Below are 19,404 nucleotides of genomic sequence, written 5' to 3' on the forward strand. Positions count from 1 at the left end.
CCTGCCGTCAGCTCTTGCGCACCCTGCGCAGCATGACGGTGGGACCCACCTGCTTGCCCCTACTGCAGGAGACCTCGGCGATATCCGCGAATTGGCCGGCTTTGAACGTGCAATCCCGCGGGTGGCCGAACATGCGTTTGCCGCTGCAGTGAACGACGAAGCTGTTGACCTTTGCGCTTGCGGTGGCGCCGATCTGGGAGCCGCTGCCTGTCAGCATGCATTCGGCATAGCCCACGCGGATCATTTCCCTCAGCATCACCTCCTGGCCGACAACATCGATGGCCAGGCCGAGATGACCTTCGCGCTCGGCGAGGAGAACCCAGTCGCCCTTGAGATCCGAAAGGACGGGTGCCGCTGCGAGAGGCCCGATCACGGCGGAAACAACCCCGCAGACTGCGATGCCGCGGCACGCCATTCGCATGGATCTGCCTCGCATCATCCCCTCCAGTGCTCGACCGGCGCGAAGACCGCGCGCGACGGTGAATTCCTCTCGAAGCCTTTGCGGCGGTCGGCGACGCGCTCCTCCGCAATCCCCGCGATGCTGCGAAACAGAAACAACCCGGCCCCGACGGCCGCAGCCGGCACGAGGCCGGCGGACCCGAGATATGGCAGGGCGCCGACAGCGAGGTCGCCGAGAGATTTCGCCACATCACCAGCTCCGGACGCCGGCGTGAACATGGTTTTGAAGATGCCTTCGACCGCCTGGCCGACACCGGGCATCGCTCCCAGACCACCGAGGATACCGGCAGCGCCGACGCCGATGGCGGCCTTGCGGTTATTGTCGGCGGCCACGATTGCAGGCACGCCGTCGTCATACAGGTCTCCCGGCGTCGCCTGCGCGCGCGCCGGCGCGACAGGCATCGGCAACCCGCCCGCCAGAGCGAGCAAGGTCGCATCGTCGGGCTGTCCTGTCGCCGACAGGCCGTTCTGCACCTGGAAGGCGAAGAGGGCGCCGGAGGTGATTGGACCGAAGAGGCCGTCGATCTTGCCCACGGAATAGCCCAGACGGGCCAGATGCTCCTGGACGCGCTCCATCTCGGTTCTCCCGCGCGTGACCGAGGGCGAGAGCGTCGTTGCGACGGCTCCAGGCATGCGTAGCCGCGCGGCCCAGGCCCCGTAGGCTGTTTCCAGCCGCGTGTCGTAGCGGTTCGCAGCGTAGCCCTTGCCGTTGTAGCGATACGCGAAACCCGCCCAGTCGCGGCTCCGCAAGGCCTGCATCATCGCTGGATTCGCCGCGATGAAGTGCAGCATCGCCTCGATCTGCGCGGTCGCGCCCGTCGCCATGCTCGCGACCATATCGGTGGCCGATGCATAGCCCAGCGCAACCGCGTTGAAGCCCATGATCTGACCAAGCCCCCAGGAGGCGGAGCGATTGGCGAGCTCCTCGTGGATCGCCCGGGCGCGCTGCAGCAAGCCCAAACGGCCCGCACGCCCCTGATCGGCATATTGGGAGGAGCGCTGCCAGCTCGGGATGGCGAGGCCTTCCGCTTCCGCCCGCGCCAGGAGAGACGGCGCGGCCTCGCGCAACAGCCGATGGAAGACATGCTTCTCGAACAGGAAGACTGGCGTGATGCCGTCAGCCTCAAAAGCGCGACCATTGCTCTCGACCTCGACGACGGCGAGAGCCACGGCGGGCTCCAGCCCCTGTGTCTGGGCCAGCCGCGTGATCTCGTTGACGATGTCCTGCGTGAAATCGACCATAGGCTCCCCCCTTCGATCAGAAACGCAGATTCGCGCCTGTGCGGTGTTCATCGACACGCTGGGCGGTGGTCGCCTGCGCGTTGCGCCAGAGCATGACGGCAAGCCCGATCAAGACGAGCCAGACCCCGCCCTTGGCCCCCAGAAGGACCGGCAAGATCGTAGGCAGGGGGCTTCCCGCCTCCTGGGCAACGGCTGCAGGCATGACCCAATCCGTCACGGATGGCGATTGCACGATCTGCGTTGAAGCCGCTTCGGCCCGGGTGGCCAACTGACCCGTCCTCTCGAAGAGGTCGGTTCGCGCATCGGTCAGCCCCAATATGCCGAACAGGGCGGTCGCGAGCGCCAGCCAGCGACCGCGGTCGGTCAGCGCGATCGTCTCGGAGCCCTCCCGCTTCAGATCCCGCGCCGTCTCGTTGCGCCGCTCCGGCCAGAGTGGCATCGGTTCGCCCCTGCGAAGCTGGAACCACGTCCGCGCGTCGACGATGCCGGTGGGCGCAATGCCATTGGCCTGCTGGAACGAGAAGACGGCCGTCATCGTCCGCAGCCCATAGTCGCCGTCGTCTCTTCCTGCCGGATAGCCCTGATCGTTCAGGAGCCCCTGAACGGCCTTGATCTGATCGACGGAATCGGGATTTGCGCCGGGGCGGAGCGGCAAGAATTCGAGGAGCCCTTGCCCCCCATCGATCGCGCCGAGCACCCCGCGCTGCTCATCCTCCAGCGCCTCCGTCGTGATCTGATCGTCCGGTACGCCGAGCTGCAAGATATTCGGCAAGAGGCCGCTGGCCGCAACCGGAGCGCGCTCGGTTGGCCAACGATAACCAAGCAGCCGGGATTTCGGATAGCTGGAGACCTTGACGCTGTCCCCCTGATTGCCGCCGAGCACGAACAGGTGCTCATCATCCTCGCGCAGGAAGAAGCCGACATGACCATAAGAGCTGTTCGCCTCGTTGCGAGAGAGGACGACGATGCAACCTTCGCGTGGCTCTTCGAGCTTCACGCCGAGGTTGAGATAGCTGCGGGCCATAAGCGAGCGGCTCGAGGCGTAGCCGGAAAGCACGAGGCAGGCGCCGGCGAAAGCCGCACACCACGCGTGCTCGTCGCTGCGGACCTGGCCGTGTCCCGACAGGCGGAACATCTCCAAAATCCGCGGTTCCGCTGCTGCGCCCTTGTATTCGGTGATGCCCCGGAGGGTATTCGCGATCAGCCACCACGGAGCCAACATGCGCACCTCACACAACTTATGGTTGCATGATCAATGCATATGCGCCTCCCCGACGCAATGCCGCAGCGGCAACTGCGTTAACGACAGAGGCCCGGCAGTGCACCGGCCACTGCCCGGCGCCTCGTTTCCGCAGCCCTGCAGAAGGCCGCGATCAGCCTTCGGCCTGAGCCTCGCCGCGGATATAGGGCTCGACAGGGCCCTTCAGCGTGATCGTCATCGGGCGGCCGAAGCGATCCTTGGCGTTGCCGGCCGCGACCTTCACCCAGCCTTCGGAGACGCAATATTCCTCGACATTGGTCTTCTCGACGCCCTTGAAACGGATGCCGATGTCGCGCGCCAGCACCTCGGCGTCGTAAAACGGGCTGTCCGGGTTGACGGAGAGGCGGTCGGGAAGCTGGTCTGACATGGGCCTTGGCTCTTGTGGATTCGGGGGCGCTTTCGCGCGGAGATAGCCTCATCCGCGACGGAAGCCAAATTCTTCAAGATGGAAACGCGTCGTCATTCCGGACGAGCGGCGAAACCGCGCCGATCCGGAAGCCGTCGCAGGGCTCCGGTTTTCTCCGATGGCTTGCGGGCCACGCCCGGAACAACGGCGTATTTCCTCAAACAGATGCTGCGCGTCAGCGTTCGCCGTCGAGCAGGCTGCCGACCACCTTGGCGGTGTAGTCGACCATCGGGACGATGCGGGCATAGTTCAGACGCGTCGGGCCGATGATGCCGACGACGCCGACGATGCGCTGCTCGGCATCGCGGAAGGGCGCCGCCACCATCGAGGAGCCCGACATCGAGAACAGCTTGTTCTCCGAGCCGATGAAGATGCGCACACCGTCGCCATCCTCCGCTCGCGACAGAAGATCGATCACGTCGGTCTGGGTCTCGAGATCGCCGAAGAGCAGGCGGATGCGCTCGAGGTCCTCCTGCGCCTTCAGGTCCTCGAGCAGGTTCGCCTGGCCGCGGACGATCAGGTGGCGGTCGCTGCTTGGGCCCGACGAAGTGGCGATGCCGTTCTCGACCAGCCGGGCGGTCAGCGCATCGAGCTCGCGCTCCATCTGGGTGCGCTGGGTCGCGATCTCGCCGCGCAATTCGGCGAGCGTCTTGCCGATGATGCGCGCGTTGAGGAAGTTCGCGGCCTCGCTCAGCGCCGAAGCCGGCAGGCCGGGCGGCAGCGCCAGCAGGCGGTTCTCGACCGTGCCGTCCTCCGCGACGAGCACGACCAGCGCACGGGCGGGATCGAGCCGGACGAACTCGATGTGCTTGAGCCTTGGATCAGCCTTGGTGGTGACGACGACGCCAGCGCCGCGCGACAGGCCGGAGAGCAGCGCCGAGGCTTCGGTCAGCGTCTGGTCGAGGCTGCGGTTCGTCGCGGCAGCCCTGATCTGCGCCTCGATGCGCTTGCGCTCGTCGGAGGTGAGGTTGCCGACCTCCATCATCGCATCGACGAAGAAGCGCAGGCCTCTTTCCGTGGGAAGGCGCCCCGCAGAGGTGTGCGGCGCGTAGATCAGCCCGGCCAGCTCCAGATCGGTCATGACGTTGCGCACCGTCGCCGGCGAGAGCGACATCGGCAACAGGCGCGCGATGTTGCGCGAGCCGACCGGCTCGCCGGTCGTCAGAAAGCCGTCGACGATCTGGCGGAATATCTCGCGCGAGCGCTGATCGGTCTCGACCAGGCTGCTTATCGTCTCGGGGCGGGGCGTGTGGGCGCTCATGAACCTTTACGGGCGAACCGTTCCTCTGTCCTATTGTCGTCACGCGATGCGCATGGATCAAGGGGTAGAAAGCCCCCCTGCCTTGCCGTACCGGGCGGGAGAGCCTAAAAGCCGCCACTTCTCCGCAAGACAGGATCATTTCATGCGACCCTCCAAACGCGCCGCCGACGAGATGCGCAAGGTCACGCTCGAACGCGGCGTGGTGCGCTATGCCGAGGGCTCCTGCATGGTGACGTTCGGCGAGACCAAGGTGCTCTGCGCCGCCACCGTCGAGGAAAAGGGCCCGCCGTGGCTGCGCGGCACCGGCAAGGGCTGGGTCACCGCCGAGTACTCGATGCTGCCGCGCGCCACGCATGAGCGCACGCGCCGCGAGGTTACCTCCGGCAAACCCTCCGGCCGCACGCAGGAGATCCAGCGACTGGTCGGGCGCTCGCTTCGCGCCGTCGTCGACCTGACCGCGATCGGCGAGCGCCAGATCGTCGTCGACTGCGACGTGCTGCAGGCCGATGGCGGCACCCGGACGGCGTCGATCACCGGCGCCTGGGTGGCGCTGCACGACGCGTTGAAATGGATGGAAGGCCGCGGGCTCCTCAAGGGCACCAACCCGCTGAAGGACCATGTCGCCGCCGTCTCCTGCGGCATCGTCGCCGGCCAGCCGGTGATCGACCTCGACTATGTCGAGGATTCCGGCGCGCAGACCGACGCGAATTTCGTCATCACCGGCACGGGCGGCCTCGTCGAGGTGCAGGGTACGGCGGAAGGCGCGCCGTTCTCGGAGGAGGAGCTGCTTTCGCTGCTCAAGCTCGCCAAGGGCGGCGTTTCCAAGCTGGTCGCCCTCCAGAAGGCGGCTGTGGCCTGACGATGAGCCAGCACCGCCTCCTCACCGGCAAGGTCGTGATCGCGACCCACAACCAGGGCAAGCTGCGCGAGATGCGACAGCTTCTGGCTCCCTACGGCATCGAGCTCGTCTCGGCCGGGGAGCTCGGCCTGCCCGAGCCGGTCGAGGACGGCACCATGTTCTCGGAGAATGCGGCGATCAAGGCGGTCGCCGCGACCAGGGCGAGCGGCCTGCCTGCGCTCTCCGACGACTCGGGCGTCTGCATCGACGCGCTCGACGGTGCACCCGGCCTGTTCTCTGCCAATTGGGCCGGTCCGGGCAAGGATTTCGCCCCCGCGATCGCGCGCGTGCAGATCGAACTGGCCAAGCGCGGCGCCGCCACGCCCGACAAGCGCGGGGCGCATTTCGTTTCGGCGCTGGTGATCGCCTGGCCGGACGGCCATCAGGAGCTGTTCGAGGGTCGCGTCTTCGGCACGATCACTCATGAGGTCCGTGGCGCGGGCGGCTTCGGCTACGACCCGATCTTCCTGCCTGACGGGCACGCGAAGACCTTCGGCGAGATGACAGCGGCCGAGAAGCACGGCATCCCGGCCGATGGCTCCCCCGGCCTGTCCCACCGGGCGCGCGCCTTCCATGTCCTTGCCGCCGCCTGCCTGAGGAAACCGGCATGAGCACCGCGGCCGCCCTTGCGGAGCGGCCCACCGCCCCGCATCCGACAACAGATGCGGGCTTCGCCGTCTATGTGCACTGGCCGTTCTGCCTGGCCAAATGCCCCTATTGCGACTTCAACAGCCATGTCCGGCTGCAACCGCCGGACCAGGCCCGTTACATCGCAGCCTTCCGCCGCGAGATCGCGCATCGCGCCGCGCTGGTGCCCGGCCGCACGGTCTCCTCGATCTTCTTCGGCGGCGGCACGCCCTCGCTCATGGAAGGCCGCACGGTCGGCGCGATCCTCGATGCGATCGGGGAGCACTGGGCAGTCGATCCGAAGTGCGAAGTGACGCTGGAGGCGAACCCGACCAGCGTCGAGGCCGGGCGCTTCCGCGACTTCAGGGCTGCGGGCGTCAACCGCGTCTCGCTCGGCGTGCAGGCGCTGAACGACGCCGATCTCAAGGCGCTCGGCCGCATGCACTCCGCCGAGGAAGCGCTGGCGGCGGTCGCGATCGCGCGGAAATATTTCGAGCGCTATTCCTTCGACCTGATCTACGCCCGTTCGCCGATGCAGACGCCCGCGCTCTGGCGCGCCGAGCTGGAGCTGGCGATCAGCCATGCGGCCGAGCACCTCTCGCTCTACCAGCTCACCATCGAGCCGGGCACGGCCTTCGAGCGGCTGTTCCGGGCCGGCAAGCTCGCGATTCCCGACCATGATGCCGGCGCGGCGCTCTACGAGATCACGCAAGAGGTGACAGCCAAGCACGGCCTGCCGGTCTACGAGATCTCGAACCACGCGCGGCCGGGCGCGGAATGCCGCCACAACCTCGTCTATTGGCACTATGGCGAATATGCCGGCGTCGGCCCCGGCGCCCATGGCAGGCTGGTGACGACGCAGGGCCGCATGGCGCATTCGACCGAGAAGCGACCGGAAATCTGGCTGGAGCGGGTCGAAGCTGAAGGCCACGCCCTGGTCGAGGACGAGCGGCTGAGCGAGGAATCGCAGGGCGACGAATACCTGCTGATGGGGCTGCGGCTCGTCGAAGGCATCGACCCGGCCGTGTTCAAGGCGCTGGCGGGCCGCGAGCTCAACGCCAAGCGCGTCGCCAGCCTGATCGACGAGAAGCTCCTGATGCACCGGCATGGCGGCCGGCTCGCTGCGACGCCGGATGGCGCGCTACTGCTCGACGCGCTGGTGGCCGATCTGGCGGCCTGAGGTTCGCCGGCTTTCGCGGAAACCCCCGCCGTCATGCTCGCCCTTGCGGCGAGCATCCATGTCTTGAACACGTCCCTCGACCAGCGAAGACGTGGATGATCGGGACAAGCCCGACCATGACGGAGAGCGTCGGAAAGCCGCTCAGCTCTTGCCCAGCCTCACCCCCGTCTTCGGATCGAAGACGTGGACCTTGTCGGGATCGACGGTGATCCAGAGCCGGCCTTCCTGCGCCGCGACGTCGCCGGTCGCCGCCTGCATCACGAAGGGTTGGCCCGCGAGCTTGCCGTGGAAGAGCTGGGTCGCGCCGAGCTCCTCGATGAACTCGACGTCGAAGGGCAACGAGCCCGCCTGGCCTTCCGAGGCGATCTCGACATCCTCGGGCCGCAGGCCCACCTCGACCAGCGCCTGCGCCGCCAGATCCTCGCGCAGGTCGCGGACCTCAATGATGGCGTCGCCGAGCGCGACGATGCCGGGGCCGTCGACCAGGCCGGGCAGGATGTTCATCGGCGGCGAGCCGATGAAGGTCGCGACGAACTTGCTGGCCGGCTTGCGGTAGACCTCGGCCGGCACGCCGATCTGTTCGACCTGGCCGGCATTCATCACCACGAGCTTGTCGGAGAGCGTCATCGCCTCGACCTGATCGTGGGTGACGTAGATCGAGGTGACGCCGAGCGCGCGCTGCAGCTTCTTGATCTCGACGCGCATCTGGACGCGCAGCTTGGCATCGAGGTTCGAGAGCGGCTCGTCGAAGAGGAAGACCTGCGGCTTGCGCACGATGGCGCGGCCCATGGCGACGCGCTGGCGCTGGCCGCCGGAAAGCTGCCGCGGCCGGCGCTCGAGGAAGGGCTCGATCGCGAGGATGCGCGCCGCCTCCTTCACGCGCTTGTCGATCTCGTCCTTGGGCGTGCCGCGATTGCGCAGGCCGTAGGCCATGTTGTCGTAGATGTTCATATGCGGGTAGAGCGCATAGTTCTGGAACACCATCGCGATGTCGCGGTCGGCCGGCTCGATCTGGTTGACGACGCGGCTGCCGATCGCGACCTCGCCCGAGGAGATCGTCTCCAGACCGGCGACCATCCGCAGCAGCGTGGACTTGCCGCAGCCGGAGGGGCCGACCAGCACGCAGAAGCCGCCGTCGGGAATGTCGAAGGAGACGCCCTTCACGGCCTCGACGCCGCCGGCATAGACCTTCTTGACGCTGTTGAGAGTGACCTGGGCCATTCGCGGATTACTTCTCGGTTTCGACCAGGCCCTTCACGAAGAGCCTCTGCATGACGATGACGACGAAGACGGGCGGCAGCATCGCCAGCATGGCCGTGGCCATGGCGAGCTGCCATTCGGTCAGCGCGTCGGCGGTGACGATCATCTTCTTGATGGCGATGACGATGGTCTGCATCGAGTCCTTGGTCGTCACCAGGAGCGGCCAGAGATACTGGTTCCAGCCATAGATGAACTGGATCACGAACAGCGCCGCGATCGTGGTGATCGAGAGCGGCAGCAGCGTGTCCTTGAAGAATTTGAACGGGCCGGCGCCGTCGATCTTGGAAGCTTCCAGCAATTCGTCGGGAATCGTCATGAAGAACTGGCGGAAGAGCAGCGTGCCTGTCGCCGAGGCGATGAGCGGGACCGCGAGGCCCTGATAGGTATCGAGCATGTTGAGATCGGAGACGATCTTGAATGTCGGGAAGATGCGGACCTCGACGGGGAGCATCAGCGTGATGAAGATGATCCAGAACGCCGCCATGCGGAACGGGAAGCGGTAATAGACCACCGCATAAGCCGAGAGCACGGAGATGAAGATCTTCCCGAGCGCGATCGCCATCGCCATGATGAAGGAGTTGAGCATCATCCCGATCACCGGCTCGCGCGTCGTGCCGGAGGTTCCGACGAAGAGAATGCGGTTGTAGTTCTCCAGGAAATACGGCCCCGGATAGAGCGGCATCTGGCCGTTGATCACGGTGGCGGCATCCCAGGTCGAGGCGACGAAGGTCAGCCAGACCGGGAAGGCGACGATCAGCACGCCGATCGTCAGGATGACATAGGCGATCGCGTCGCCCAGGCGGCGGTCCTCGACCATCAGATCCCCCCCTTGCCCATCTCGCGCAGCAGCCCGGCCAGCGCTTCGGCGCAGGCGTCGAGGCAGGCTTGCCCCTTCTGCAGCGTCGCGCGGCGGGCATCACCGACCACGCCGGTCTCCGTCATCTCCCGGAAGGAACGATGCCGCGACACGGTCGGGCGTCCGGGCAGGCCGTCGCGGGCGCCGAACGCTTCGCCGAGGCGGGCTTCGCGGACCGAGCCCGGTGCCAGCACCATCATCATCGAGGTCTCGACCTCGCAGGCATGCTGCACGCCCCGCTGATCCTCCAGCAGCGGCCCGAGCGCGTCATGCGCCAGCAGGAAATAGGTGGTCGCATCGACATGCAGCCGCGTCTCGCGCGCGAAGTCGGGCAGGAAGGCCGTCAGCGCGGCGATGTTGCCGCCATGGCCGTTGACGATCAACACGCGATGGAAACCGTGGCGCTCGATGCTCCCAAGGAAGGCGAGCAGCACCGCGCGATAGGTCGGGATGTCGAAGGTGAAGGTCCCGCCGAAGGCCATGTGATGCTCGGCCATGCCGCACCACAGCGTCGGCGCGACGACCACCTCGACATCACCGGCCCGCTCGGCCGCGGCCTTGCAGACGCCGCTGCAAAGAATGGTGTCGACGCCAACGGGCAGATGCGGCCCATGCTGCTCGATCGAGGCGACGGGGAGCACGACGATCGTATCCTTCGCCGCCTTGGCGCGCAGCTCCTCGGCGGTGAGGTCTTGCCAGAGGACGGAGGCCATCAGTAGCTCACCTTGCGTTCGATGAAGCGGAACTGGACCGCGGTGAGGCCGATGACCATGACCAGCAGGATCACCGACTGCGCCGCCGAGCCGCCCAGATTCGAGCCGCCCTTGCCGTCGGCGAAGACCTTGTAGACCAGCGTTTCCGTCGCGCCCGAGGGGCCGCCGCCGGTGACCGCGTCGATGATGCCGAAGGTGTCGAAGAAGACGTAGACGATGTTGACGACGAGCAGGAAGAAGGTCGTCGGCGAGAGCAGCGGGAAGACGATGGTCCAGAAACGGCGCATCGGCCGGGCGCCGTCGATCACCGCCGCCTCGATCACGCTCTTCGGGATCGACTGCAGGCCGGCGAGGAAGAACAGGAAATTGTAGCTGATCTGCTTCCAGGTCGCGGCCAGGATGACGAGCAGCATGGCATGGTTGCCGTTGAGCCGCGGATTCCAGGGAATGCCGAGCACCTGCAGCCCGCGCGCAAGCATGCCCAGCGAGGGGTCGAACATGAACAGCCAGAGCACGCCGGCAATGGCGGGCGCCACCGCATAGGGCCAGATCAGCAGCGTCTTGTAGATCTCGGCGCCGCGGACCTGCCGGTCGGCCATCACCGCGAAGAGCAGCGCGATCGACAGCGAGAAGATGCAGACGAAGGTCGAGAACACCGCGGTGTTGATGAAGGCCTTGAGATAGCCGGGGTCGGCGAAGAGCAGCTGATAGTTCTCGAACCAGACGAACTCGGTCGAAGTACCAAAGGCATCTTCAAGCAGGAAGCTCTGCCAGACCGCCTGGCTCGCCGGCCAGTAGAAGAACACGATGGTGATTGCGAGCTGTGGCAGCAGCAGCAGGAAGGGGATGGTCAGCCCCTTGAAGTACGCGTTCTTCTGCATCGGCTTCCTTGAACGAAACGGCCATCCCGGACGCATTTGTCCGGGATGGCCCTAGAGATGCAAGAGCCTACGCGCTTACCGCGAGGCCGTGCGCTCGAACTGGCGCAGCATCTGGTTGCCGCGCTCGACCGCCGCGTCCAGCGCCGCCTGCGGCGACTTCTGGCCGTTCAGCGCCGCCTCCAGCTCCTCCGACCAGATGTCGCGGATCTGGACGAGGCTGCCGTAGCGCAGGCCCTTCGAGTTGTCGGTCGGGGTCTTGTTGGTCAGCTCGAGGATCGGCGTCTCGAGATAGGGCTTGTCCTTGTAGAAGCCGGACGCCTTGACCTTCTCATAGGCGGCCTTGGTGATCGGCAGATAGCCCGACTCGGTATGCAGCTTCACCTGACGGTCGACATCCGAGAGGAAGGTGAAGAACTTGGCGACGCCCTTGTACTCGTTCGCCTTCTTGCCGCCCATCACCCACAGCGAGGCGCCGCCGATGATCGAGTTCTGCGGCGCACCCTGCACATCCGGATAATACGGCATCGCCGCATTGCCCCAGTCGAACTTGGCATTCGCCTTGACGTTGCCGAAGAAGCCCGAGGAGGTCAGGAAGATCGGGCACTCGCCCGAGGTGAAGCGGCCTTCGCCGTTGTTGGTGCGGCCGGAATAATCGTAGGTCTTGTCCTTCTGCAGCTCGACCAGATTGGTCCAGTGCTTGAGGAAGGCCGGGCTCTTGTTGAAGTTCAGCACGGCGTCGAAGCCGGCCATGCCGTTGACCTTGGTCGAGAGCGGGATGTTGTGCCAGGCGCCGAACTGCTCGATATTGGCCCAGGTCGCCCAGGCGTTCGAGACGGCGCACTTGTCGTAGCCGGCAGCCTTCAGCTTCTTGGCGGCCTCGAAGGTCTCGGGCCAGGTCTTCGGCGGCTTCGCCGGGTCGAGGCCCGCCTTCTTGAAGGCGTCCTTGTTGTACCACATCACCATCGAGGACGAATTGAACGGCATCGAGAGCATGTCGCCCTTAGCCGTCGAATAATAGCCGGTGATGGCGGGGAGATAGGCGTTCGGATCGAACTTCTCGCCGGCTTCCTTCATCACCTCGTGAACCGGCTTGATCGCGCCCTTGGCCGACATCATCGTGCCGGTGCCGACCTCGAAGACCTGCAGGATGTGCGGCGCCTGGCCGGCGCGGAAAGCGGCGATGCCGGCGTTCAGCGCGTCGGGATAGGAGCCCTTGTAGACCGGGACGACCTTGTAGTCCTTCTGCGAGGCGTTGAAGTCCTCAGCGAGCTTGACCACCACGTCGTTGTTGGCGCCCGTCAGGGCGTGCCACCACTGGATTTCGGTCTGCGCAAGGGCCGGCGAAGCGCCGACGAGCGCGAAGGCGGCGACCGACATCAGGATGCGCGATTTGATGCTCATGGAGTGTCTCCCTTCCGCGGGCGGGCGGGCGCCGCGGTTCTTGTCGTTGGTGCGCAAGCTAGCATGAAGCGCAGGCGACATTTCAATGACAAAACGATGACAGTTTTTGCAAGGCACTTATGGCCGCGGCCCGGCTTGCGCATTCACGCATAAACAGCTGATCTGCGCATCCTGACTCGCCTTTTCCGGACCGCATCATGACGAGCCTCGCCCTTTCCGTCTCAACGACCTTGCCGCAGGATGCCGGTGCCGCCGCGCTGGCCGGCCGCGTCTGGCGCCCCGATCTCGGCGGCCCGGCGGTGGTCACGCTGCGCGACGGGCAGTTCGTCGACATCACCGCCACCTTCCCGACCAGCCGCGACCTCTGCGAGAGCGCCGATCCGGCGGCCGCACTGCGCGCTACGAAAGGCGAGGCACTCGGCTCGCTCGCCGAGATCCTTGCCAACACGCCTGTGGACGGCCGCGATCCGAAGCGCCCCTGGCTGCTGTCGCCGCTCGACCTGCAGGCCGTGAAGGCGGCCGGCGTCACCTTCGCGGTCTCGATGCTGGAGCGCGTCATCGAGGAGAAGGCGCGCGGGAACCCGGCTGCGGCCGCGACCATCCGCGAGGAGATCGGCAAGCTGATCGGCGACGACCTCTCCAAGCTGAAGCCGGGCTCGGCCGAGGCGATGCATCTCAAAGAGGTGCTGATCGCGCAGGGCGCCTGGAGCCAGTATCTCGAAGTCGGCATCGGGCCGGATGCCGAGATCTTCACCAAGGCCCCGGCGATGTCGACGGTCGGCACGGGCACTGACGCCGGCCTGCATCCGGCATCGAGCTGGAACAACCCGGAACCCGAGATCGTCCTGATCGTCGCCTCGGATGGGCGCATCGTCGGCGCCACCCTCGGCAACGACGTCAACCTGCGCGATGTCGAGGGCCGCTCGGCCCTGCTGCTCGGCAAGGCGAAGGACAACAATGCGGCGGCCGCGGTCGGCCCCTTCATCCGCTTCTTCGACGCCGGCTTCACGCTCGATCATGTCCGCAAGACGACAGTGACCCTGACGGTCGAGGGCGAGGACGGCTTCACGCTGGAGGGCTCGTCCTCGATCGCCAAGATCAGCCGCGACCCGGCCGACCTCGCGGCGCAGATGATCGGCCCGCACCATCAGTATCCGGACGGAGCGGCGCTCTACCTCGGCACCATGTTCGCGCCGATCAAGGATCGCGATGCGCCGGGCGGCGGCTTCACCCACAAATACGGGGACATCGTCACCATCGCGGCGCCCGAGCTCGGCAGCCTGGTCAACCGGATGAAGCGCACCGATGCCTGCGAGCCCTGGACCTTCGGCGCCTCGCATCTGATGCGCCATCTGGCGAAACGCGGGCTGCTCTGAGCGCAGTCCGCGACAGACCCGTATGGTCGGGCTTGCCCCGGCCATCCACGTCTTCGCTTCGTCGAAGGCTGTGTTCAAGACGCGTCATGCTCGCCACAAGGACGAGCATGACGCGTTGAGTAGCAGCAGGCTCAGCCGGCCGTAGCCTGGCCCGCCTCCCAGCCGAGGATGGCGCGCTTGCGCGTCAGGCCCCAGTGATAGCCGGTGAGCGCCCCGGACTTGCCGATGACGCGATGGCAAGGCACCACGAAGGAGATCGGGTTCTTGCCGACGGCCATGCCGACGGCCCGCGCCGCGCTCGGCTTGCCGATGTGGTTGGCGACGTCGCCATAGGTCGTCGCGCAGCCGACCGGGATCCGCAGCAGCGTCTCCCAGACCCTGACCTCGAAATCGGTGCCGATCAGCACGACGCGCAGCGGCGTCTCCGCCGACCAGGCCTTGGGCTCGAAGATGCGGCCGGCATAGGGCGCCGTCAGCATGGGATCGTAGCGATAGTCGGCATGGGGCCAGCGGCGCATCATGTCGGCCAGAGCCTCGGCGCGCCCGCCGACGACCTTGCCGCCATCGACGCTGTTCGAAACCCAGCCGAGCCCGGCGAGCCCGCGGTCTGTCACCACGATCAGCGCCTCCCCGAAGGGAGAGGCATGGAAGCCGTAGGAGAGCTTCAGCCCCTCTCCGCCCAGCTTCCACTCGCCGGGCGACATCGCCTCATGCGTCACGAAGAGGTCGTGCAGCCGCCCGGGACCGGAAAGCCCGACTTCGAGCGCGGTGTCGAGGATGCTGGCGGAGGAGGCGAGCAGGCCCTTGGCGTGGTCGAGCGTGATCGCCTGCAGGAAGGCCTTGGGCGTCAGGCCGCACCAGCGCCGGAAGAGATGGTGGACATCGGTCGGGGTGGCGCCGGCCGCATCCGCGATCGCCTCGATCGTCGGCTGCTCGCGCCAGTTATGGGTGATGAAGGCCAGGATGCGGCGGACGGTATCGTAATCCGAGCCAGGCGCCACGGCCGGGAAATCGGCTTCGCTCGGCATGGCTTCGGCGGCCCGCGCCAGCACCGCATTGGAAAAGCGCGTCGGGGTCATCGCCGTTTTCATCGGAGCATGAGCGTTCATGGCTTGAAACCTCGCATCATTCGTCATGATGCGAATCTAGGGCGCCGACCATGCCGTTCCCACCCGAAAGCTGGCAAGGGCGGGCTTGCCTCCGCTATATCTTTCCTGCCCCGAGCAGCGAGACCGAACCGGATTGACCATGCCGACTGCCGCAAGCGCCATCGTCGATCTCTACGAACGCCACGCCGCGGCCTTCGACCGGCTGCGCGGCAAGACGTTGTTCGAGGGCGCATGGCTGGACCGTTTCCTCGCGCTTGTTCCGGAGCATGCCACGATCCTCGACATCGGCTGCGGCTCCGGCGAGCCGATCGCGCGCCATGTCCTCGCAAAGCGTCACGCCGTCACCGGCATCGACTCCGCCCCTTCTCTGATCGAACTCTGCCGCCAACGTTTCCCGCAGGCCGAATGGCATGTGCAGGACATGCGCCACCTCACACTCGGCCGCCGTTTCGACGGGCTGATCGCCTGGGACAGCTTCTTCCACCTGACGCCGGAAGATCAGCGGGCGATGTTCCCGGTCTTTGCCGCGCACGCCGCCGCGACTGCAGCGCTGATGTTCACCAGCGGGCCGTCGGATGGCGAAGCGACTGGCTCCTTCGAGGGCGAGCCGCTCTATCACGGCAGCCTGGCGCCGGAGGAGTATCGCGCGCTTCTGGCGGAGCATGGCTTTTCCGTCGTCGCGCATGTCGTCGAGGATGCAAGCTGCGGCGGTCACACGATCTGGCTCGCCCGCAAGGGCTGATCGTCTCAGGTTGCGCCGTAATCGGGGCCTCGCCGCGCGCTCGCCAGTGCCTTTCCCAGCGCATCGGCGAAACCGGCGCGCTCCTGCGGCGAGAGCGCGGTCGCGACCGCGACACTCCGGCCGCGCGAGACCAGCGTAAGGCCGAGCAGGCCGTAATCCTCATCGGTCTGGCGTTCGAGCCGCGTCCAGGCAGGGTTGGAGCGCCAGACCGCTTCGCGGCCGTGATGCGAGACCTTGCGCAGCAAGACCTCCAAGGGCGTCACCACGATGCGCTCGAAGGCGCGCGCATGACGGAAATTGACATGGAAGGCGATGAACAACGCCAACACGTCGACGCCGAAGAAGCCGGCGACCGGCCAGGCGCCGAGCACGACGAAGGGAATCGAGGAGATCACGCTCGCCAGGCAGACCAGCGTCATCACGATGCGCAGACCATTCCGGCCGAGCGAACGATGCGGTGTGATCGTCGCGTCGAATACGGGCCGCCGCGCGGCGTCTGCGCTGTCGCTGACTGGGCTCTTGCCGGGGTCCATAGTGGCATTATAACGCCGTCATGGATCAGCAGAACAGGCCCGCGCGTGCCCGCGCCCCGGCGAAACGCATCACGTTGCCGCGTGCCCGCAAGCCGGCCGAGATCCGCGAGATATTCGAGCGCTTCCGCGCCGCCAACCCCGAGCCCAAGGGCGAGCTGGAATCCGTGAACGCCTTCACGCTGCTGGTCGCCGTCGTGCTCTCGGCGCAGGCGACCGATGCCGGCGTCAACAAGGCGACGCGCCCGCTCTTCGCCATCGCCGACACGCCGGAGAAGATGCTGGCGCTCGGCGAAGACAAGGTCCGCGACTACATCAAGACGATCGGCCTCTACCGCAACAAGGCGAAGAACGTCGTCGCGCTCTGCGAGAAGCTGATCGCCGAGTTCGGAGGCGAGGTGCCGACGACACGCGAAGCGCTGGAAAGCCTGCCGGGCGTCGGCCGCAAGACGGCGAATGTCGTGCTCAACATCGCCTTCGGCGAAATCACCCACGCCGTCGACACCCATGTCTTCCGCGTTTCGAACCGGCTCCGGCTCGCGCCCGGCAAGAATGTGCTGCAGGTCGAGCTCGGGCTGGAGAAGGCGATACCGGAGGAGTTCGGCCGGCATGCCCATCACTGGCTGATCCTGCACGGGCGCTACACCTGCAAGGCGCTGAGGCCCGAATGCGGGCGCTGCATCCAGAACGATCTCTGCGACTCTCCCGACAAGCGCGTCGTCTGAACCTCCGGCTTGATCCCTGGTCGGCTTGACAGCCTTCCACCGCTGGGCTGAGCTTCGTGGGCCGGATGCCTTGGGGGCTCGGAGAAGCCTGAGAGTCTGCGGCAGAGGAAGCTCAGGAGGTCATCGAGATGAAGCGTTTCGTCCTCGCGGCGAGCATCGCCGTTGCAGCCATTTCCATTCACGCAAGCGCCTTCGCGCAATCGAAAGGCCCGGTCGTCGGGGTCAGTTGGTCGAACTTCCAGGAAGAGCGCTGGAAAACCGACGAAGCCGCGATCAAGGCGGCCGTCGAGAAGGCGGGCGGCACCTATCTTTCGGCGGATGCGCAGTCTTCGCCGGCCAAGCAGCTCACCGATGTCGAGAGCCTGATCGCGCGCGGCGCCAAGGCGATCATCGTGCTGGCGCAGGACGCGCAGGCCATTCGCCCGGCCGTCGAGAAGGCGGTGAACGAGGGCATCGTGGTAGTCGGCTATGACCGGCTGATCGAAATCCCGCAGGCCTTCTACCTGACATTCGACAATGTCGAGGTCGGCCGGATGATGGCGCGCGAGATCCAGAAGGCAAAGCCGGAGGGCAACTACGTCTTCATCAAGGGCTCGAGCTCCGATCCCAATGCCAACTTCCTCTACCAGGGCTCGATCGAGGTGCTGAAGCCGGCGATCGACGGCGGCAAGATCAAGAATGTCGGCGAAGCCTTCACCGATGGCTGGCTGCCGGCCAACGCCCAGCGCAACATGGAGCAGATCCTGACGCGCAACCAGAACAAGGTCGATGCGGTGATCGCCGCGAATGACGGCACCGCCGGCGGCGCCATCGCGGCGATGGATGCGCAGGGCCTCTCCGGCTCCGTGCCGGTCTCCGGCCAGGACGCCGACCGCGCGGCGCTCAACCGCGTCGCATTGGGCACGCAGACCGTGACGATCTGGAAGGATGCGCGCGAGCTCGGGCGCAATGCCGCCGAGATCGCGCTCAAGCTCGCCGGCGGCGCCAAGCTCTCCGAGATTCCGGGTTCGGCCGCTTGGGATCAGGGCCCTTCCAAGCAGAAGATGACGGCGCTCTTCCTCAAGCCCGTGCCCGTGACGAAGGACAACCTCGGCGTCGTGATCGAGGCCGGCTGGGCGCCGAAATCGGCGGTGTGCCAGGGCGTGGCGGCGGGCAAGGTCAAGGCCTGTGACTGAAGCCACCCCCGCGCCGGCCAGTCCGGTGCAGGATGAGCGCAGCCTTGCCGATCGTTTGCGCGAGATCGAATTCGATCCGCGCATGATCGGCATGGTCGCCGCGCTCGCGGTGATCTGGCTCGGCTTCAACTGGCTGTCGGACGGCGCCTTCCTGACGCCGCGCAACCTGTGGAACCTGCTGGTCCAGACCGCCTCGATCGCGATCATGGCCTGCGGCATGGTGCTGGTCATCGTCACCCGCAATATCGATCTCTCGGTCGGCTCGATGCTCGGCTTCGTCGGCATGGTGGTGGGGCTGGTGCAGGTCCGCGTCCTGCCCGAGATCTGGGGCTTCGAACATCCGCTGACCTGGCTGGTCAGCCTGCTCGTCGCGATGTGCCTCGGCGGGTTCGTCGGCCTGCTGCAGGGCGCGCTGATCGCCTATCTCGCCATCCCCTCCTTCATCGTCACGCTCGGCGGGCTTCTGGTCTGGCGCGGCGCCGCCTGGTGGGTCACGCAAGGCCAGACCATCGCGCCGATGGATTCGCGCTTCCGGCCGCTCGGCGGCGGCGTCGAGGGCGCCATCGGCACGAGCGCCTCCTGGGCGATCGGCATCGCGCTCTGCGCGGCGATCTGCGCCGGCGCGGCGCTGATCCGGCGCCGGCGCAAGCGCTTCGGCTTCGTGCTGCGCCCGCTCTGGGCCGAGATCGCGATCGCCGGCCTCGGCTGCGCCGCGGTGCTGGCGATGGTGATGGTGGCGAATGCCTATGCATTGCCGGCCGGCATCGCCCGGCGCCTTACCGAGGCGAAGGGCGGAACCTGGCCGGCGGGCGGCCTCATCATCGGCCATGGGCTTGCCGTGCCGGTGCTGATGGCGCTCGGCGTCGGCGTCGTCATCACCTTCCTCGCCAATCGCCTGCGCTTCGGCCGCTATGTCTTCGCGATCGGCGGCAATCCCGAGGCGGCGCAGCTTTCCGGGGTGAACACCCGCAAGGTTCTGATGCTGGTCTTCGGGCTAATGGGCGTGCTCGTCGGCATCTCCGCCTGTATTTCGACGGCGCGCCTCAACGCCGCGACCAACTCCGCCGGCACGCTCGACGAGCTCTATGTCATCGCTGCCGCGGTGATCGGCGGCACCTCGCTGGCCGGCGGCGTCGGCACCATCGCCGGCGCGATGTTAGGGGCGCTGGTGATGCAGTCGCTGCAGTCCGGCATGGTGCTGATCGGCGTCGATGCGCCGCTGCAGAACATCGTCGTCGGCATCGTGCTCGTCCTCGCGGTCTGGCTCGACGGCGTCTACCGCAAGCGGTTGAGCTGAGGAGG

The 19,404-nt window shown here is 66.6% G+C and carries 20 protein-coding genes; 8 read left to right on the forward strand and 12 right to left on the reverse strand.

What is annotated here, in order from left to right; translation table 11 throughout:
• Positions 1–7: 7 nt before the first annotated feature.
• From AC1DIN_RS16520 to hrcA, 5 genes are all read right to left on the reverse strand, one after another.
• The gene (locus AC1DIN_RS16520) at positions 8–373 is read right to left on the reverse strand and encodes a hypothetical protein (protein WP_476810570.1); all 366 of its coding nucleotides are present in this window, start codon (positions 371–373) and stop codon (positions 8–10) included.
• Positions 374–435: 62 nt separating this feature from the next.
• Positions 436–1,701, reverse strand: coding sequence for an N-acetylmuramidase domain-containing protein (locus AC1DIN_RS16525; protein ID WP_476810571.1), 1,266 nt, complete (start codon positions 1,699–1,701; stop codon positions 436–438).
• Between the two features lie 16 nt (positions 1,702–1,717).
• Positions 1,718–2,923, reverse strand: a complete 1,206-nt coding sequence (locus tag AC1DIN_RS16530) for a C40 family peptidase (RefSeq protein ID WP_476810572.1) — start codon at positions 2,921–2,923, stop codon at positions 1,718–1,720.
• Positions 2,924–3,074: 151 nt separating this feature from the next.
• Positions 3,075–3,329 (reverse strand): DUF3297 family protein, encoded by a 255-nt coding sequence (locus AC1DIN_RS16535; protein WP_441471170.1) that lies wholly within the window; start codon positions 3,327–3,329, stop codon positions 3,075–3,077.
• A gap of 214 nt (positions 3,330–3,543) precedes the next feature.
• Positions 3,544–4,629 carry a heat-inducible transcriptional repressor HrcA gene (gene hrcA, locus AC1DIN_RS16540; RefSeq protein ID WP_441471169.1) on the reverse strand — a complete coding sequence of 362 codons (1,086 nt, stop codon included), beginning with the start codon at positions 4,627–4,629 and terminating at the stop codon, positions 3,544–3,546.
• A gap of 142 nt (positions 4,630–4,771) precedes the next feature.
• Between hrcA and rph the strand changes: the two genes are divergently transcribed.
• Genes rph through hemW form a run of 3 tightly spaced genes read left to right on the forward strand, consistent with a single transcriptional unit; the run spans position 4,772 to position 7,334 of the window.
• Complete coding sequence (gene rph, locus AC1DIN_RS16545; protein WP_441471168.1) at positions 4,772–5,488, forward strand: ribonuclease PH; 717 nt, start codon at positions 4,772–4,774, stop codon at positions 5,486–5,488.
• A gap of 2 nt (positions 5,489–5,490) precedes the next feature.
• Positions 5,491–6,138, forward strand: a complete 648-nt coding sequence (gene rdgB, locus AC1DIN_RS16550) for an RdgB/HAM1 family non-canonical purine NTP pyrophosphatase (RefSeq protein WP_441471167.1) — start codon at positions 5,491–5,493, stop codon at positions 6,136–6,138.
• Positions 6,135–7,334 carry a radical SAM family heme chaperone HemW gene (gene hemW / locus AC1DIN_RS16555; RefSeq protein ID WP_476810573.1) on the forward strand — a complete coding sequence of 400 codons (1,200 nt, stop codon included), beginning with the start codon at positions 6,135–6,137 and terminating at the stop codon, positions 7,332–7,334. The genes rdgB and hemW overlap by 4 nt, the downstream gene beginning before the upstream one ends.
• Positions 7,335–7,475: 141 nt before the next feature.
• On the opposite strand, the gene AC1DIN_RS16560 is transcribed toward hemW, so the two are convergent.
• The 5 genes from AC1DIN_RS16560 to ugpB form a co-directional block, all read right to left on the reverse strand.
• Positions 7,476–8,555 carry a sn-glycerol-3-phosphate import ATP-binding protein UgpC gene (locus tag AC1DIN_RS16560; protein WP_476810574.1) on the reverse strand — a complete coding sequence of 360 codons (1,080 nt, stop codon included), beginning with the start codon at positions 8,553–8,555 and terminating at the stop codon, positions 7,476–7,478.
• Positions 8,556–8,562: 7 nt separating this feature from the next.
• Positions 8,563–9,411: a sn-glycerol-3-phosphate ABC transporter permease UgpE gene (ugpE, locus tag AC1DIN_RS16565; RefSeq protein WP_476810575.1), complete on the reverse strand. Its 849-nt coding sequence runs from the start codon at positions 9,409–9,411 to the stop codon at positions 8,563–8,565.
• Complete coding sequence (locus AC1DIN_RS16570) at positions 9,411–10,163, reverse strand: creatininase family protein (RefSeq protein ID WP_476810576.1); 753 nt, start codon at positions 10,161–10,163, stop codon at positions 9,411–9,413. Before AC1DIN_RS16570 ends, ugpE begins: the two co-directional genes overlap by 1 nt.
• Positions 10,163–11,044 carry a sn-glycerol-3-phosphate ABC transporter permease UgpA gene (gene ugpA / locus AC1DIN_RS16575; protein ID WP_441471162.1) on the reverse strand — a complete coding sequence of 294 codons (882 nt, stop codon included), beginning with the start codon at positions 11,042–11,044 and terminating at the stop codon, positions 10,163–10,165. Before ugpA ends, AC1DIN_RS16570 begins: the two co-directional genes overlap by 1 nt.
• Before the next feature lie 75 nt (positions 11,045–11,119).
• Positions 11,120–12,439 carry a sn-glycerol-3-phosphate ABC transporter substrate-binding protein UgpB gene (ugpB, locus tag AC1DIN_RS16580; RefSeq protein ID WP_441471346.1) on the reverse strand — a complete coding sequence of 440 codons (1,320 nt, stop codon included), beginning with the start codon at positions 12,437–12,439 and terminating at the stop codon, positions 11,120–11,122.
• Positions 12,440–12,642: 203 nt separating this feature from the next.
• Here ugpB and AC1DIN_RS16585 point away from each other — a divergent pair, with 203 nt between their 5' ends.
• Positions 12,643–13,821 carry a fumarylacetoacetate hydrolase family protein gene (locus tag AC1DIN_RS16585; RefSeq protein ID WP_476766704.1) on the forward strand — a complete coding sequence of 393 codons (1,179 nt, stop codon included), beginning with the start codon at positions 12,643–12,645 and terminating at the stop codon, positions 13,819–13,821.
• Between the two features lie 131 nt (positions 13,822–13,952).
• Here AC1DIN_RS16585 and AC1DIN_RS16590 read toward each other — a convergent pair whose 3' ends face one another.
• A complete protein-coding gene (locus tag AC1DIN_RS16590; protein WP_441471345.1) occupies positions 13,953–14,849 on the reverse strand; it encodes a methylated-DNA--[protein]-cysteine S-methyltransferase in 897 nt (298 codons plus the stop codon).
• Between the two features lie 220 nt (positions 14,850–15,069).
• On the opposite strand from AC1DIN_RS16590, the gene AC1DIN_RS16595 reads away from it, so the two are divergent.
• Entirely contained in the window at positions 15,070–15,672 is a 603-nt protein-coding gene (locus AC1DIN_RS16595) for a class I SAM-dependent DNA methyltransferase (protein WP_476810577.1), read from the forward strand.
• A gap of 5 nt (positions 15,673–15,677) precedes the next feature.
• On the opposite strand, the gene AC1DIN_RS16600 is transcribed toward AC1DIN_RS16595, so the two are convergent.
• Entirely contained in the window at positions 15,678–16,205 is a 528-nt protein-coding gene (locus AC1DIN_RS16600; protein WP_441471159.1) for a DUF2244 domain-containing protein, read from the reverse strand.
• Positions 16,206–16,225: 20 nt separating this feature from the next.
• Between AC1DIN_RS16600 and nth the strand changes: the two genes are divergently transcribed.
• From nth to AC1DIN_RS16615, 3 genes are all read left to right on the forward strand, one after another.
• Positions 16,226–16,927, forward strand: a complete 702-nt coding sequence (nth, locus tag AC1DIN_RS16605; RefSeq protein ID WP_476803839.1) for an endonuclease III — start codon at positions 16,226–16,228, stop codon at positions 16,925–16,927.
• A 128-nt stretch (positions 16,928–17,055) separates the two neighbouring features.
• Positions 17,056–18,102 carry a D-xylose ABC transporter substrate-binding protein gene (gene xylF / locus AC1DIN_RS16610; protein WP_441471157.1) on the forward strand — a complete coding sequence of 349 codons (1,047 nt, stop codon included), beginning with the start codon at positions 17,056–17,058 and terminating at the stop codon, positions 18,100–18,102.
• Entirely contained in the window at positions 18,095–19,399 is a 1,305-nt protein-coding gene (locus tag AC1DIN_RS16615) for a sugar ABC transporter permease (protein WP_476810578.1), read from the forward strand. The genes xylF and AC1DIN_RS16615 overlap by 8 nt, the downstream gene beginning before the upstream one ends.
• Positions 19,400–19,404: the final 5 nt, after the last annotated feature.

Source organism: Allobosea sp. 05T438, assembly GCF_056396025.1.